This is a genomic window from Micromonospora sp. IBHARD004, assembly GCF_052814115.1.
In genome coordinates, this window is record NZ_CP199934.1 from 6,493,543 (window position 1) to 6,507,402 (window position 13,860).

General features: G+C 73.6%; 13 protein-coding genes. 9 read left to right on the top strand and 4 right to left on the bottom strand.

The window, feature by feature from the left end; all coding sequences use genetic code 11:
* Window positions 1-46: 46 nt before the first annotated feature.
* From ACTWO6_RS31625 to ACTWO6_RS31640, 4 genes are all read left to right on the top strand, one after another.
* Window positions 47-1,546 (top strand): MFS transporter, encoded by a 1,500-nt coding sequence (locus tag ACTWO6_RS31625; protein WP_446217316.1) that lies wholly within the window; start codon window positions 47-49, stop codon window positions 1,544-1,546.
* Window positions 1,547-1,626: 80 nt separating this feature from the next.
* The gene (locus ACTWO6_RS31630) at window positions 1,627-2,682 is read left to right on the top strand and encodes a hypothetical protein (protein WP_446217317.1); all 1,056 of its coding nucleotides are present in this window, start codon (window positions 1,627-1,629) and stop codon (window positions 2,680-2,682) included.
* Between the two features lie 18 nt (window positions 2,683-2,700).
* Window positions 2,701-3,123 carry a YbaB/EbfC family nucleoid-associated protein gene (locus ACTWO6_RS31635; RefSeq protein WP_446217318.1) on the top strand — a complete coding sequence of 141 codons (423 nt, stop codon included), beginning with the start codon at window positions 2,701-2,703 and terminating at the stop codon, window positions 3,121-3,123.
* A complete protein-coding gene (locus ACTWO6_RS31640) occupies window positions 3,120-3,761 on the top strand; it encodes a hypothetical protein (protein WP_446217319.1) in 642 nt (213 codons plus the stop codon). Before ACTWO6_RS31635 ends, ACTWO6_RS31640 begins: the two co-directional genes overlap by 4 nt.
* 43 nt (window positions 3,762-3,804) lie before the next feature.
* Here ACTWO6_RS31640 and leuA read toward each other — a convergent pair whose 3' ends face one another.
* Window positions 3,805-5,556 carry a 2-isopropylmalate synthase gene (gene leuA, locus ACTWO6_RS31645; protein WP_446217320.1) on the bottom strand — a complete coding sequence of 584 codons (1,752 nt, stop codon included), beginning with the start codon at window positions 5,554-5,556 and terminating at the stop codon, window positions 3,805-3,807.
* Window positions 5,557-5,952: 396 nt separating this feature from the next.
* Between leuA and ACTWO6_RS31650 the strand changes: the two genes are divergently transcribed.
* Together ACTWO6_RS31650 and ACTWO6_RS31655 are read left to right on the top strand one after the other, a co-directional pair.
* Window positions 5,953-7,053, top strand: coding sequence for a toxin glutamine deamidase domain-containing protein (locus ACTWO6_RS31650; RefSeq protein WP_446217321.1), 1,101 nt, complete (start codon window positions 5,953-5,955; stop codon window positions 7,051-7,053).
* Between the two features lie 11 nt (window positions 7,054-7,064).
* On the top strand, window positions 7,065-7,346 hold the full coding sequence (locus ACTWO6_RS31655; protein ID WP_446217322.1) for a hypothetical protein: 282 nt from the start codon (window positions 7,065-7,067) through the stop codon (window positions 7,344-7,346).
* 8 nt (window positions 7,347-7,354) lie between these two features.
* Here ACTWO6_RS31655 and ACTWO6_RS31660 read toward each other — a convergent pair whose 3' ends face one another.
* Window positions 7,355-8,713, bottom strand: coding sequence for an MFS transporter (locus ACTWO6_RS31660; protein WP_446217323.1), 1,359 nt, complete (start codon window positions 8,711-8,713; stop codon window positions 7,355-7,357).
* A 77-nt stretch (window positions 8,714-8,790) separates the two neighbouring features.
* Here ACTWO6_RS31660 and ACTWO6_RS31665 point away from each other — a divergent pair, with 77 nt between their 5' ends.
* A complete protein-coding gene (locus ACTWO6_RS31665) occupies window positions 8,791-9,780 on the top strand; it encodes an ArsR family transcriptional regulator (RefSeq protein ID WP_446217324.1) in 990 nt (329 codons plus the stop codon).
* Between the two features lie 18 nt (window positions 9,781-9,798).
* Here the strand turns inward: ACTWO6_RS31665 and ACTWO6_RS31670 are convergent, their stop codons facing one another.
* Both ACTWO6_RS31670 and ACTWO6_RS31675 read right to left on the bottom strand, forming a co-directional pair.
* Window positions 9,799-10,329 carry a nitroreductase family protein gene (locus tag ACTWO6_RS31670; protein ID WP_446217325.1) on the bottom strand — a complete coding sequence of 177 codons (531 nt, stop codon included), beginning with the start codon at window positions 10,327-10,329 and terminating at the stop codon, window positions 9,799-9,801.
* Between the two features lie 84 nt (window positions 10,330-10,413).
* Window positions 10,414-11,196, bottom strand: a complete 783-nt coding sequence (locus tag ACTWO6_RS31675) for a hypothetical protein (RefSeq protein ID WP_446217326.1) — start codon at window positions 11,194-11,196, stop codon at window positions 10,414-10,416.
* Between the two features lie 247 nt (window positions 11,197-11,443).
* On the opposite strand from ACTWO6_RS31675, the gene ACTWO6_RS31680 reads away from it, so the two are divergent.
* Complete coding sequence (locus tag ACTWO6_RS31680; RefSeq protein WP_446217327.1) at window positions 11,444-12,709, top strand: aspartate kinase; 1,266 nt, start codon at window positions 11,444-11,446, stop codon at window positions 12,707-12,709.
* Window positions 12,710-12,714: 5 nt separating this feature from the next.
* Window positions 12,715-13,776 carry an aspartate-semialdehyde dehydrogenase gene (locus ACTWO6_RS31685; protein WP_446217328.1) on the top strand — a complete coding sequence of 354 codons (1,062 nt, stop codon included), beginning with the start codon at window positions 12,715-12,717 and terminating at the stop codon, window positions 13,774-13,776.
* The last annotated feature ends 84 nt before the right edge of the window (window positions 13,777-13,860 follow it).

Genomic DNA, 13,860 nt, shown 5'->3' on the forward strand with positions numbered 1-13,860 from the left:
CCGCGATTCGTGGCGTCCGGATCGGATCGCGGGCAGATTGGTAGCCATGACCGCACCCGCTCCCGCGCTCCGAACGGGCACCGCCGCGGGGCGGGGCACGCTGCTCGCCGCCGTCCTCGCCTCCGGCATGGTGTTCCTCGACACCACGGTGGTGAACGTGGCGCTGCCCCGGCTCGGGGCCGAGCTCGGCGCGACCGTCGCCGATCTGCAGTGGACGGTGAACGGGTACCTGCTGATGCTGGCCGCGTTCGTGCTGCTCGGCGGGGCGCTCGGCGACCGGTTCGGCCGCCGCCGCGTCTTCCTGCTCGGGGTGGCGTGGTTCGCCGTCGCCTCCGTGCTCTGCGGACTCTCCCAGGGCACGGGCTGGCTGATCGCGGCCCGGTTCCTCCAGGGCGCCGGCGGGGCGCTGCTCACCCCCGGGTCGCTCTCCGTGCTCCAGGCCAGCTTCCACCCGGACGACCGGGGCAAGGCGATCGGCACCTGGGCCGGGCTCTCCGGCGTCTCCACCGCCCTCGGTCCGCTCCTCGGCGGCTGGCTGATCGACACGTTCTCCTGGCGATGGATCTTCTTCATCAACCTGCCGCTGGCCGTGGCGGTGGTGCTCGCCGCGATGCGCTGGGTGCCGGAGAGCCGGGACGAGAACATCTCGCGTACCGGCGCGGGGCGGCGCCGGTTCGACGTGGCGGGCGCGCTGCTCGGCGCGCTCGGCCTCGGCGGCGTCACGTACGCCCTGATCGACGCCCCGGCCCGCGGCGTCGGCTCCCTGCCGGTGCTGGTCTCGGTGCTGGTCGGGGTGGTCGCCGCGGTGGTCTTCGTGCTGGTGGAGCGGCGGCGCGGGGACGCCGCGATGCTGCCCACCGGCCTCTTCAGCAGCCGGCTCTTCTCGGTGCTCAACATCTTCACCGTGGTGGTGTACGCGGCCCTCGGCGGCTTCACCTTCTTCCTCGCCGTCTACCTGCAGAACGTGGTCGGCTGGTCGGCGCTGCTCACCGGCCTGGCCACCGTGCCGATGACGGTGCTGCTGGCGGTCGGCTCGTCGCGGGCGGGCGCGCTCTCCGCCCGGATCGGCCCCCGGCTGCCGCTGACCGTCGGTCCGGTGGTCGCCGCCGTCGGCCTGCTGCTGCTGCGTCGGATCGGCCCAGGGGCGTCGTACGTGACGGACGTGCTGCCCGGGGTGGTCCTCTTCGGAGCGGGCCTGACCCTGGTCGTGGCGCCGCTGACCGCCTCGGTGCTGGCCGCCGTGGCGGACCGGTTCGCCGGGGTGGCCAGCGGGTTCAACAACGCGGCGTCCCGGGCCGGCAGCCTGCTGGCGGTGGCCGCGCTGCCGCTGCTGGTCGGCCTCTCCGGCACCGGCTACGAGCAGAAGTCCGCGCTGACCGACGCCTTCCGTGGGGCGCTGCTCTGGTGCGCCGGGCTGCTGCTGGCCGGCGCGGCGATGGCCGCGCTGCTGATCCACCGGCCGCCCCGGAAGGCGCCCGGCGCCCAGCCGTGCCCGTCGCTGCCCGCCTCGACCCCACCCGACGACCGCCGCCGTCGCGGGGCCTGACGGGCGGGCGTCGGCTCGGTAGGGTGTGGCGGCGGCCACCGGGCGCAGCCGGGGGTCGCCGCGACCGACCGGGGGGACCCTTGACCCAGATCGAGATCAATCCGGGCCAGTTGACCAACGCTGCGCGCGGGCTGGATCAGTTCGTCGTGCCGGACCTGGCGGACGCGGCGCGGCGGATGGCCGACTCGTACCGGCTCGACCCGCCCGGGCTGGGCGCGCTGCTGTCGTTCGCCGAGGGCTACTACAACTCCGTCGCCGACTACCAGCTGCGCAACCTGGAGACGGCGGTGCAGGTCGTCCAGTCGGTCGCCGCCGGGCTCCGCCGGACGGTGGCCAACTACCACGCCGCCGAGCAGGCCAACGTCGACATGTTCCTGGCCCCCGCCGCCGACGACCCGGACGGCTACCTCGGCGGGCTCGGCGACGCCGGGTTCCCCCGCCTCTTCACCGACCCGCTCGGCGGGCTGGACGGGTTGGGCGACGGCGCCGCCGAGGTGCTCACCGTGGCCACCCAGAGCATGTTCGTCGGCCTCGGGGTGGCCACCGCGGCGATGGCCCCGGACTACCTCCCCGCGCCGGTCACCGCGGCGGCGATGGTCGCGAACGGGTTCTCCGTCATCGAGGCGGCGCGGGAGCTGGGCGCGGTGGCGGCCACCCTGGAGGGTTCGGTGATCAAGAAGTTCGACGGGTACGCCACCGGGGCGACGGCCGGTTGGGTGGACGGCAGCGTGGTCGAGTACCGCGACGTCGTCGCCGAGGTGTCCCGGGAGCTGGGTCAGGTGCAGAAGGCGCTCGGCGCGCTCTCCGCGTCCCTGCTGGCCGTGGCCGGTCTGCTCACCGCGTTCTGGCTGGCCTTCGTCGCCTTCACCGCCGAGTTCTTCGTGGTGATCCTCGACCTGACGCTCTCCTCGATCGGCCCGCAGGCACTCGTGCTCCAGCCGATCATCCAGGCGCTCGGCGCGGCCGCCAGCGCCTCCTGGCTGACCGCCACCGGCACCGTGATCACGGTCGCCACGGCGGCGGTCACCCTGCTCTCCGGCGTGGTCAAGGAGTTCGCCGCGGTGCAGACCTTCGACGAGCAGGGCGACGGCACGCCGGACCTCCGGCAGATCCCGATCGCCTGGCACTCCGCCTGAACGAGGAAGGTAGCGGCGATGAGCGGCTTCGACGCCCAGATCCAGCAGGCCATGCGCCAGGTGCGGCAGCGGCTCGACACGTTCGAGCAGCACCGGACCGTACTCGCCGAGACGGTGGGCGAGGGGACCAGCGAGGACGGTCTGATCACCGCCCGGGTCGGCGCGGGCGGCGCCGTGCAGGACCTGGAGATCAACCCGCGCGCGATGCGGCTGGACAGCCACACCCTGCGGGACTCGATCCTCGCCGCCATCCGCGCCGCGACCGAGAACTGGGCCGAGGCGGTACGGGAGGCGACGGCGCGTCCGCCGGTCGACGCGGAGCAGCTGCTGCGGGACTTCGGCGTCGGCCCGGAGCTGAAGTCGACGATGGCGCAGTTCTCCCAGCGGGCCGCCGACATCGAGCAGAACCTCGCCGCCCTCCGCCGGGACCTGGCCGGATGATCGGGCTGACCGCCGAGCCGGGCCGTGCCGGTGAGCTGCTTGTGGTCCGCGCGCCCCGCCGGCCCGGGCACGCGGTCTTCGGCTGGCTGGTGCCGGTCGCCGCCGGCCTGGCCGCGCTGCTGGCGGTGCTGGTGGTGCTGCTGCTCTGGTCCCGGTCGCCGATCGCCGCGCTCGGGGGCGCCGTCTGCACCTTCCTTTTCGTGATGTTCTTCGCCCTGCTGCCGGGGGCGCCCCTGGAACACCGCCGCCGCGCCGGCCGCGACGACAGCGTCGGGCTGCCGATGGCCGAGCTCTCGACCGACGGCGTCCGGGCCCGGTACCGGGTGCCGAGCCTCGGCGAGCGGCGCACCGGTGAACCGGCCGACCCGGCGTACGACGCCGCGGTGGCCTGGGCCGACGTCACCGGCTGGCGGTACGGCCGGGACCCGTACGGCCAGTCGGTGATCGTGGTGGAGGTGAGCGACCCGGCGGCGGTGGCCCTGCGCCCCGCCGACCCGCTGCTCCGGTCCTACCTCGACCGGCTCGTCCGGGACACCGGCTCGCCGGTGGTGGTGCGGGCCCCGATCGCCGGGCCGGAGCAGGAACGGGCCGTCGTGGACCGGCTCACCAGGCAGGGCGTTCCCCGCACCGACGGCTGACCGGCCGGGCGGCGTCCGGCGGGTGCCGGACGCCGCCGTGGGCTCAGCTCCGCGCGCGGTTGACCGCGCTGGTGACCGCCTTCACCGAGGCGGTCACGATGTTGGCGTCCGTCCCGACGCCCCAGACGGTCCGGCCGTCCACCTCGCACTCCACGTACGCGGCGGCCTGGGCGTCCCCGCCCGAGGAGAGCGCGTGCTCGTGGTAGTCGAGCACCCGCACCGCCACGCCGAGGGACTGCAGCGCGTTGACGTACGCGTCGATCGGGCCGTTGCCGACCGCGGCGAGCGAGCGGCGCCCGCCGTCGAAGCCCACCTCGGCCTCGATCTCGACCTTGCCGTCGGCGGTGCCGATGGCGTAGCCGGCGAGGCTGACCACCGGGTCGACCTGGTGGTCGAGGAGGTAGTTGCGGGCGAAGATCTCCCACATGGTGGCTGGGTCGACCTCGCCACCGTCGTGGTCGGTGACCTGCTGGACCACGCCGGAGAACTCGATCTGGAGGCGACGCGGCAGGTCGAGCTGGTGCTCGGACTTCATGATGTACGCGACGCCGCCCTTGCCGGACTGCGAGTTGACCCGGATGACCGCCTCGTAGGTGCGGCCCAGGTCCTTCGGGTCGATCGGCAGGTACGGCACCGCCCAGGTGAACTCGTCGACCGGCACCCCGGCCGCCGCCGCATCCTTGGCCAGGAACTCGAAGCCCTTCTTGATCGCGTCCTGGTGCGAGCCGGAGAAGGCGGTGTAGACCAGGTCGCCCGCGTACGGGTGGCGCTCGTGCACCGGCAGCTGGTTGCAGTACTCGACGGCCCGCTTGACCTCGTCGATGTTCGAGAAGTCGATCATCGGGTCGATGCCCTGGGAGAAGAGGTTCAGGCCCAGGGTCACCAGGTCGACGTTGCCGGTCCGCTCGCCGTTGCCGAAGAGGCAGCCCTCGATCCGGTCCGCGCCGGCCAGCAGGCCCAGCTCGGCGGCGGCCACGCCGGTGCCCCGGTCGTTGTGCGGATGCAGGCTCAGCACCAGGCTGTCCCGGCGGGGCAGGTGCCGGTGCATCCACTCGATCGAGTCGGCGTACACGTTCGGCATGGCCATCTCGACCGTGGCGGGCAGGTTGATGATCAGCTTCCGGTCCGGGGTCGGATCCACCACCTCGATGACCTTGGCGCAGACCTCCAGCGCGTACTCCAGCTCGGTGCCCGTGTACGACTCGGGGGAGTACTCGTAGTGGATGTCGGTGTCCGGGGTGTGGATCTCGGCGTACTTCTGGCAGAGCCGGGCGCCCTGGGTGGCGATGTCGGTGATGCCGTCCCGGTCCAGGCCGAAGACCACCCGGCGCTGGAGCGTCGAGGTCGAGTTGTAGAAGTGCACGATGGCCCGGCGCGCGCCGCGCAGCGACTCGAAGGTCCGCTCGATCAGGTGCTCCCGGCACTGGGTGAGCACCTGGATGGTGACGTCCTCCGGGATCAGGTCCTGCTCGATCAGCTGCCGGACGAAGTCGAAGTCCGTCTGGCTGGCCGACGGGAAGCCGACCTCGATCTCCTTGTAGCCCATCTGCACCAGCAGCTGGAACATCCGGCGCTTGCGCTCCGGCGACATCGGGTCGATCAGCGCCTGGTTGCCGTCGCGGAGGTCCACCGCGCACCAGCGCGGCGCGGCCTCGACCCGCCGGGTCGGCCAGCTGCGGTCCGGCAGGTCGAGCCGGAACTGCTGGTGGTACGGCAGGTAGCGCTGGAACGGCATCCGGCTGGGGCGCTGCCGGGCGATCGGATCGGTCTCGGCGTCAGTGGCAGGTTGAGCCATGGCGGAGTGCTCCCTGGGAACATGTGGCGTCAGCAATCGGAAGGTGTCGGCGGTGCTGCCGGGCCACGGTGCCCGGGCGGTGCCGAGGTGAAGTTCGGATGTGCTGGACGGCGCGGTTCAACTCCGCGACGAGGTGCCGGCCGTCAGGCCTCGTCGCGGCAGCCAAGAAGAAGGTACGCCTGCCACATGACAGGGTGACCCTACGTGATCACGACGGCCCGTGGTACCCAGGTCCGTCATGTGAGACGCGGATCCCAGTCTCCTCGTGCCCCCCGCGCCGGCGCCCGGGCCGCTAGGCTCCTGCCCGGTCCGGGCAAACGATCATCGTCAGTCGGAGGTGCGGCGTGCCGATCCGCGTCACGATCACCGGTCCCGTCCGGGCGGCGGCCCGCTGAGATGGGGCTGGAACTGCCGGAGTGGCTGACCGAGCCGCTCAGCTGGGTCGGGTTGACCTGGCCGGAGGCCGACGAGGAGCTGCTCTTCGCCGCCGGCCAGCAGTGGCTCGCCTTCGCCGGGACGCTCCGCGGGGTGGCGCAGGGCGCCGAGGGCGCCGCGGACGCGGTCGGGACGTACAACCTGGGTGAGACCGTCGACGCGTTCCGCCGCTGGTGGGAACGGGAGGACGGGCCGCGGCGCCGGCTCCTGGAGGACATCACCGCCGCCGAGATCATCGGCTGCGCATTGATCATCTTCGCGGCCGTGACGCTGGCGTTGAAGATCGCCTTCATGGTTCAGCTGATCATGCTGGCCATCTCGGTGGCGGAGGCGCTGGCCGCGGCGGCGGCCACCTTCGGCGCGGCGGCCGCCGCGGTCCCCGGCCTGGTCGCGGCCGCCCGGGTCGCCTGCCGACAGTTGATCAAACAGGCCGTGCACAAGGTCGAGGGGGAGCTGAAGCGCCTCTTCGCGCAGGCGAAGCAGCTCCTCAAGCGGGTGGAGGGCAAGCTCGCCCGCAAGGGGGCGAAGCCGGGCGCCAAGGCCGCGCAGGACGTGCTGGCCCGGACCCGGCACTACGGCAACTCCTCGCCCGCCGACTTCGCCAAGGAATTCCCCGAGCTGTCCCACGGGGTGAACCCCAACTTCGGCAAGGACCCGGCCTTCGGCATCAACTGCCAGAGCTGCGTCACCGCCACCGACCGGTCGCTCACCGGCCAGGCCAGCTCCGCCGTGCCCCGCCGCTTCTACCAGGACGCCAACGGGAACTTGATCAACGATCCGCGGTTCGACTGGCCGCACGGGGTCAACCAGGCGCTCGGCGGCAACAACCCGCTCCGCTCGGCCAGCGGGTACGACGACATCGCCAGCGAGCTGGAGAGCGCCGGGGACGGCGCACGCGGCATCGTGCACGGCATGCGCGTCGACGCCAACGGCAACCCGGTCGCGGGTCACGTCTTCAACGTGGTGAACCGCAACGGTACGGTCCACTTCATCGACGGCCAGACCGGCGGTTACGCGTACCTGGAGAACTTCTCCGGGTTCCAGTTCATGCGGACGAATTGAGGATCACCACGATGGACGTGACGCAGGCCCGCGACGCCGCCACCCGGCTGCTCGCCGCGTCCCCGCCCGGCGTCCCGGACGCCGTTCTCACCGGCGGGGTCGAGGACCAGGGCTGGTGCTGGGTGCTCCAGTGGACCACCCGGCGGGCGATGGCCTCCGGCTCCCCGGACGACGCGCCGCCGCCCGGGATCGGCCCGGTCGCCGTCGACAAGGCCACCGGCGAGGCGTTCTACCTGTCCAGCGTGCCGCTCCCCGTCGCGCTGGACATGGCCCGGGCCGCCCGCGGCCGCTAGGCCGGCCGTCAGCTCGACACGACCGCGGTCCCGTCCGCGTCCGCCCGGTCCGGCGCGGTCGCGGTCCCGGCGCGCGGCGAGGTCCCGGTCCCGTCGGGCGGCACCGTCGCGGTTCCGTCGGCCGGTGCCGGGTCGCCGAGCCGGGGGGTGCGGGCGGCCCAGTCCACCAGCGGCACCGCTGCCGTGGCGGCGACCGCGAAGAGCGCGGCGATCACCAGCCAGCCCCAGCCGCCGGTGGTGACGCCGAGCGCGGTCAGTGCGGCCGGGCCGGCCAGGAACTGGAGCTGCCCACCCAGCCGGAACGCCCCGACGTACGCGCCGCGCTGGGCGGCCGGCGGCAGGGTGCTGGTGAGCCCCCAGGACCCCGCCGACTCGATCAGCTCGGCGACGGTCAGCACCACCGCGGCGGCCACCAGCACGACGACGGTCAGCACCCCCTCGGTGACCCCGGAGATCGGCAGGACGAGGCAGAAGAGGGCGATCAGCAGGGCACCCCGCCGGCTGGCCCGGGCCGCCCCGGTCACCGTGTCGGCGCCCCGGCTGGCCCGGACCTGGAGCAGCACGACGAGGACGGTGTTCAGCAGCACCAGCGCGGCGATCACCGTCTTCGGGGCGTCGGTGCGGCTGAGCACCCAGAGCGGCATGACCGTCAGGTAGAGCGTCTGGTGCGCGGTGAGCAGCCCGGAGAGCACGGCCACCGCCATGAACGGCCGGTCGCGCAGCACCGCCAGCCGGCTCATCGGCTCGGTCGGGCGGGTGGTCTCCGGGATCCGGGGCAGCCGGCGGACGAAGACCGCCGTCACCAGCATCACCGAGCCGACGAACCAGACCATCCCCCGGTACGCCGCCATCGTGTCCACGGCCAGCACCAAGCCGCTGATCACCGCGCCGAGCCCGAACCCGACGTTCAACGCCGAGCGCTGGTACGCCAGCGCGGTGACGCGCTCCTCTGGACGGAGCACGTTGATCGAGTAGACCTGCCGGGCCACGCCGGACGCGGCGTCCACCACGGCCATCGCGACCACCACGGCGAGGAAGCCGGCGAAGCCGCCCGCGAAGGGGAACGCCCCGAAGAGCGCCGCCTCGATCAGCAGCCCGACCATCCAGACCCGCTGGGGCCCGTACCGGTCGGTGAGCCCGCCGAGCGGGACGGTGCCGAGCAGGGACACCCCGGCCGCCAGCGAGAGGCCGAGGCCCACGTGGGCCGGGCTGAGCCCCAGCGCCCGGGTGAAGAAGACCGCGCTGCCGGCCTGGAACAGGCCGTTGCCGACGGCGTACACCATGGCCTGCAGGGCCAGGGCGCGGGTCAGCCCGGCCGGCGGTACGACGTGCCGGACGGCGGTGCGGATGGTGTCCCTGGTCCCCATGGTCGATGAGCAAACCGTGCCCCCCACCCACCGGTCGAGCCTTTTAGGCTGAACCGAATTCTCGTCGGGGGTGGAGGATGTCGCAGCTGCGGTTCGGCGCGTCCGACGTCGCGGGCGTGCGGTTCGCCGTCTCGCCCGTCTGGGAGACGGTCTCCAGCATGTGGGCGCTGGAGGATCCGGTCCGGCACGCCGTGCACCTGCCCTGGATCGACCAGGCCCGGGTGATCATCCGCCGCCCCGACGTGGCCGTCCGGGTGCGTCCGCTGGTCGAGCTGACCCGGCCGCGTGGCTGGCTGCCCGACTTCCTCACCCCGCCGGCGGCCCGTCCCGACGCCGACCTGGCCGAGCAGCTCGACCAGATCGCCGCCACCCCGCCCGACGTGGTGGTCCGGGACCTGCTCGCCACCATCCCCGCGCGCCCGCTGAGCCCGTTCGGGCAGGCGCTGCGCGACGACCCCGCCGGCCGGCTGCCGGAGCTGGTCACCGCCCTGCGGGTCTGGTACGACGAGGCGATCGCCCCGGAGTGGCCCCGGATCCGGGCGCTGCTGGAGGCGGACATCGCCCACCGGGCCGCCCTGCTCGCCGAGGGCGGCGCCGGGCAGCTCTTCGGTCAGCTGCACGCCAGCCTGCGCTGGGTGGGCGACCGGGTGGTGAGCGACGACCCCTGGCAGCTCGACTTCGACCTGGGCGGCCGGGGGCTGGCGCTCAACCCGGGCATCTTCACCGACCGACGGGTGCTGTGGAACCTGCTGGAGGACTCGCCGCCCGGCGGGACGTACCCGGTGCGCGCGGTGGCCACCCTCTGGGAGACGCCCCCGGCGGCGGCGGGCGACCCCCTGGCCCGGGTGGTCGGGTCGGGGCGGGCGGCGCTGCTCAACCTGCTCGACGCGGCGGCGACCACCACCGACCTCGCCCGGCGGACGGGAATGTCCTGCGGGAACGTCTCCCAGCACCTCGCCGCGCTGCACGCCGCCGGGCTGGTTACCCGGTCCCGGCAGGGCCGGCACGTCCTCTACCGGGGCACCGAGGCCGCCGCGGTCCTGCTCCGGGCCAGCCGGGGGGACTGACCCCGACCGCGCGGGCGGTCAGCGGAGGAGGAGCGTCGCGAGCGGGTAGCGGTGGCGCAGTTCGGTCTCCCGGCGGCGCAGCTCCTCAGGGAGGGCGAACGGGTCGCCGAGTCGCCCGACAGCGGCCACCACCAGCGGCCGGACGTCCGGTGCCAGGTCCAGCTCGGCGGCGAGCCCGGCCCGGTCGAACCGGGTGAGCTGGTGCACGTGCAGGCCGAGTGCGGTGGCCTGCACGGTCAGGTGGGCGATCGCCTGGCCCAGGTCGTACGCGGCCCGTTCGCCGTCACCGCCGGTGTGCGCGCCGACCACGAGGGCGGAGGCGTGCCGGGCCCAGCGTTGGTCGCCGGCGGCCAGGCTGACCAGGATCCGCTTCCAGGTCTCGTCCTGCCGGTGCCCGAGGGCGAAGCGCCACGGCTGGGCGTTGCCCGCCGACGGGGCCCAGCGGGCGGCCTCCAGCAGCGAGGACGCCTCGTCGCCGGCCAGCTCGGCGTCCGGGTCGAAGGACCGGGGGCTCCAGCGGAAGGCGAGCAGCGGGGTGAGGTCGGCCATGGGGTAAGAGTCCCCTATGGGGGATTCGCCCCGTGATGCGGCCCGGACCGATGTGGCGAAGAGCACCCGTAACGTGACCCAGGGTCAGGGCGTTCCCGCGCTCGGGCTGTCGGACGGGGACGGCGCGCCGCGACCGACCGGGTCGCCCTCCACCACCGGCCCGGCGAGCTGCACCGTGGCCGGCGCCGGGCCGGGCTCGCCGGCCAGCTTGAGGGTGCCGAAGTCGGCGCGGACCGCGGTCGGCGTCCCGTCCGCCCCGTAGCAGTAGATGCCCACGTCCAGCGGGGAGTTCAGCGAGGCGGAGGTCGACTCGACCGAGTAGCACTGGCCGGTGGCCCCGGCCGGCGCGGTGGCGGGGGAGACCGCCAGCGGGGCCCGCCGGTCGGTGAGCACCTCCAGCCAGTCGGTGAACGGGTGCTGCACCCGGGGATCGAGCCGCCGGGGCACGGCGTCGTCGGGGTCGCCGAGGCGTACGCAGCTGGCCGGCTCCGGACGGCCCGCCGACGGCAGGGCGCACTGGAAGAGCCCGTCCGCCGTGGCGGCGAGCGAGACGTCCACCGCGCCGCCCAGCCCCCACGCCGGCACGTCGACCCGCCAGGTCCCGTCGTTCGCGCTGGTCACCACGACCGTCCGGTCCGGGGCGTCGGCCGTGCCGAACGCGTACCGCGCGGTGAGGTGGCGGTCCTGCGCGGCGGCCGCCAGCGCGGCCAGTTCGTCGCGGGCCGCGTCCACCCCGGCCGGCACCGGGTCGGCGGTGGCGAGCGGGGCCGGTGTCGGCTGGTCGGCGGTGCAGGCGGCGAGGAGCGCCGGCAGGGTGATCGCCAGGACGCCGGTCAGTCGCCGGGCCGCGCGGAGGTGAGCGTGCACCGGGACATTCTGCGGTGCGGGGACGGGTGTCGGGAGCCCGCCGTACGGCTGCCGTCCCGGCGTGTCGCGCCACCCTCCCGCCGGCGGGTTCCGCCCTGGTGAGCCGGCCCTCACCGGGCCGGATGGTGGGATCACCCGACCCGGCGGCTCGTGCCGCCCGATAGGCTGATGAGGTCTGACACGCGCCGCCGGACCGGAACCCGGCGGCGTCGGCACGCTCAGGGTCGCTGGGAGGGAGTGCACCGTCGTGGCACTCGTGGTGCAGAAGTACGGCGGGTCCTCCGTCGCCAATGCCGAGCGGATCAAGCGGGTGGCCGAGCGCATCGTGGCCGCCCGCAAGGCCGGCGACGACGTGGTGGTGGTGGTCTCCGCGATGGGGGACACCACCGACGAGCTGCTCGACCTGGCCAACCAGGTCAGCCCGCTGCCCCCCGGTCGCGAGCTGGACATGCTGCTCACCGCCGGGGAGCGGATCTCCATGGCGCTGCTCGCCATGGCCATCCACAACCTGGGGTACGAGGCCCGCTCGTTCACCGGCTCGCAGGCCGGCGTGATCACCACCTCGGTGCACGGCAGGGCGCGGATCATCGACGTCACCCCGGGCCGCCTCAAGGGCGCGCTGGACGAGGGCGCGGTGGTCATCGTGGCCGGCTTCCAGGGTGTCTCGCAGGACACCAAGGACGTCACCACGCTGGGCCGGGGCGGGTCGGACACCACCGCCGTGGCGCTCGCCGCCGCGCTCGAGGCGGACGTCTGCGAGATCTACACGGACGTGGACGGCATCTTCAGCGCCGACCCGCGGATCGTGCCGAACGCCCGGCACATCAAGCACATCACCTACGAGGAGATGCTGGAGCTGGCCGCCTGCGGCGCCAAGGTGCTGCACCTGCGCAGCGTCGAGTACGCCCGGCGCGCGGGGTTGCCGATCCACGTCCGTTCGTCATACTCGACCAACACCGGCACGATGGTCACCGGATCGATGGAGGACCTTCCTGTGGAACAGGCACTGATCACCGGGGTCGCCCACGACCGCAGCGAGGCGAAGATCACCATCGTCGGCGTGCCCGACGAGCCGGGCGCCGCCGCGCGGATCTTCGACACCGTGGCCGGTGCCGAGATCAACATTGACATGATCGTGCAGAACGTCTCCACCGAGGGCACCGGCCGGACGGACATCTCGTTCACGCTGCCCAAGACGGACGGCCCGACGGCGATGGCCGCGCTCAGCAAGATCCAGGAGGTGGTCAAGTTCAAGGGCCTCCTCTACGACGACCACGTCGGCAAGGTCTCCCTGATCGGCGCGGGCATGCGGTCCCACCCCGGCGTCGCGGCCGGCTTCTTCGCCGCCCTCGGCGCGGCCGGGGTCAACATCGAGATGATCTCCACGTCCGAGATCCGGGTCTCCGTGGTCTGCCGGGACACCGACCTCGACAAGGCGGTCCGGGCCATCCACGACGCCTTCGAGCTGGGCGGCGACGCCGAGGCCGTGGTCTACGCGGGCACCGGGCGGTAGCGCGGATGTCGTCGCTGCCAACCCTCGCCGTGGTCGGGGCGACCGGTGCCGTCGGCACGGTGATGTGCCAGCTGCTCTCCTCCCGGCGCAACGTCTGGGGTGAGATCCGGCTGCTCGCCTCGGAGCGCTCGGTGGGGCGGCAGGTGCAGTGCCGGGGCGAGCAGCTGACCGTCCAGGCCCTCACGCCGGAGGCGTTCGACGGGGTCGACGTGGCCATGTTCGACGTGCCCGACGAGGTCTCCGCCGAGTGGGCGCCGATCGCGGTGAGCCGCGGCGCGGTGGCGGTGGACAACTCCGGCGCGTTCCGGATGGACCGGGACGTCCCCCTGGTGGTCCCGGAGATCAACCCGGAGCAGGTCCGCAACCGCCCCAAGGGCATCATCGCCAACGCCAACTGCACCACCCTGGCGATGATCGTGGCGATCGCGCCGCTGCACCGTGAGTACGGCCTGCGCGAGCTGGTGCTCGCCTCGTACCAGGCGGTCTCCGGGGCGGGGCAGGCCGGCGTGGACGCGCTGCACGCCCAGCTCGGCAAGATCGCCGGGGACCGGGTGCTCGGCTCGCGCCCCGGCGACGTGCGGCAGGCGGTCGGCGACGAGCTGGGGCCGTTCCCGGCCCCGCTGGCGCTCAACGTGGTGCCCTGGGCCGGCTCGCTCGCCGATGGCGGCTGGTCGTCCGAGGAGATGAAGATGCGCAACGAGTCGCGCAAGATCCTCGGGCTGCCCGACCTCAAGGTCTCGGCCACCTGCGTCCGGGTGCCGGTGGTGACCGGCCACTCGGTGGCCGTGCACGCGGTCTTCGCCACCGAGGTGGACGCCGAGGGCGCCCGCGAGGCGCTGCGCAACGCGCCGGGCGTGATCCTGGTCGACGACCCGGCCGCGGGCGAGTTCCCGATGCCGATCGACGCCGTCGGCACCGACCCCTCCTGGGTCGGCCGCATCCGTCGCGCCGTCGACGACCCGAGGGCCCTCGACCTCTTCGTCACCGGCGACAACCTCCGCAAGGGCGCCGCCCTGAACACCGCCCAGATCGCCGAACTCCTCGCCAAGGAATTCACCCAGCCCTGATCCGGCGTTGATCGACTCCACATCGCCAACCTGGCGGTGTCAGTCACGCCCGGATCCCCACCCCGGCGAGATGGAGTGGATCAG

Excerpts from the sequence above, each read along its gene's own strand:
- ACTWO6_RS31625 (WP_446217316.1), top strand. The coding sequence starts at position 47 with ATGACCGCACCCGCTCCCGCGCTCCGAACGGGCACCGCCGCGGGGCGG.
- ACTWO6_RS31635 (WP_446217318.1), top strand. The coding sequence starts at position 2,701 with ATGAGCGGCTTCGACGCCCAGATCCAGCAGGCCATGCGCCAGGTGCGG.
- ACTWO6_RS31640 (WP_446217319.1), top strand. The coding sequence starts at position 3,120 with ATGATCGGGCTGACCGCCGAGCCGGGCCGTGCCGGTGAGCTGCTTGTG.
- leuA (WP_446217320.1), bottom strand. The coding sequence starts at position 5,556 with ATGGCTCAACCTGCCACTGACGCCGAGACCGATCCGATCGCCCGGCAG.
- ACTWO6_RS31650 (WP_446217321.1), top strand. The coding sequence starts at position 5,953 with ATGGGGCTGGAACTGCCGGAGTGGCTGACCGAGCCGCTCAGCTGGGTC.
- ACTWO6_RS31655 (WP_446217322.1), top strand. The coding sequence starts at position 7,065 with ATGGACGTGACGCAGGCCCGCGACGCCGCCACCCGGCTGCTCGCCGCG.
- ACTWO6_RS31660 (WP_446217323.1), bottom strand. The coding sequence starts at position 8,713 with ATGGGGACCAGGGACACCATCCGCACCGCCGTCCGGCACGTCGTACCG.
- ACTWO6_RS31665 (WP_446217324.1), top strand. The coding sequence starts at position 8,791 with ATGTCGCAGCTGCGGTTCGGCGCGTCCGACGTCGCGGGCGTGCGGTTC.
- ACTWO6_RS31670 (WP_446217325.1), bottom strand. The coding sequence starts at position 10,329 with ATGGCCGACCTCACCCCGCTGCTCGCCTTCCGCTGGAGCCCCCGGTCC.
- ACTWO6_RS31685 (WP_446217328.1), top strand. The coding sequence starts at position 12,715 with ATGTCGTCGCTGCCAACCCTCGCCGTGGTCGGGGCGACCGGTGCCGTC.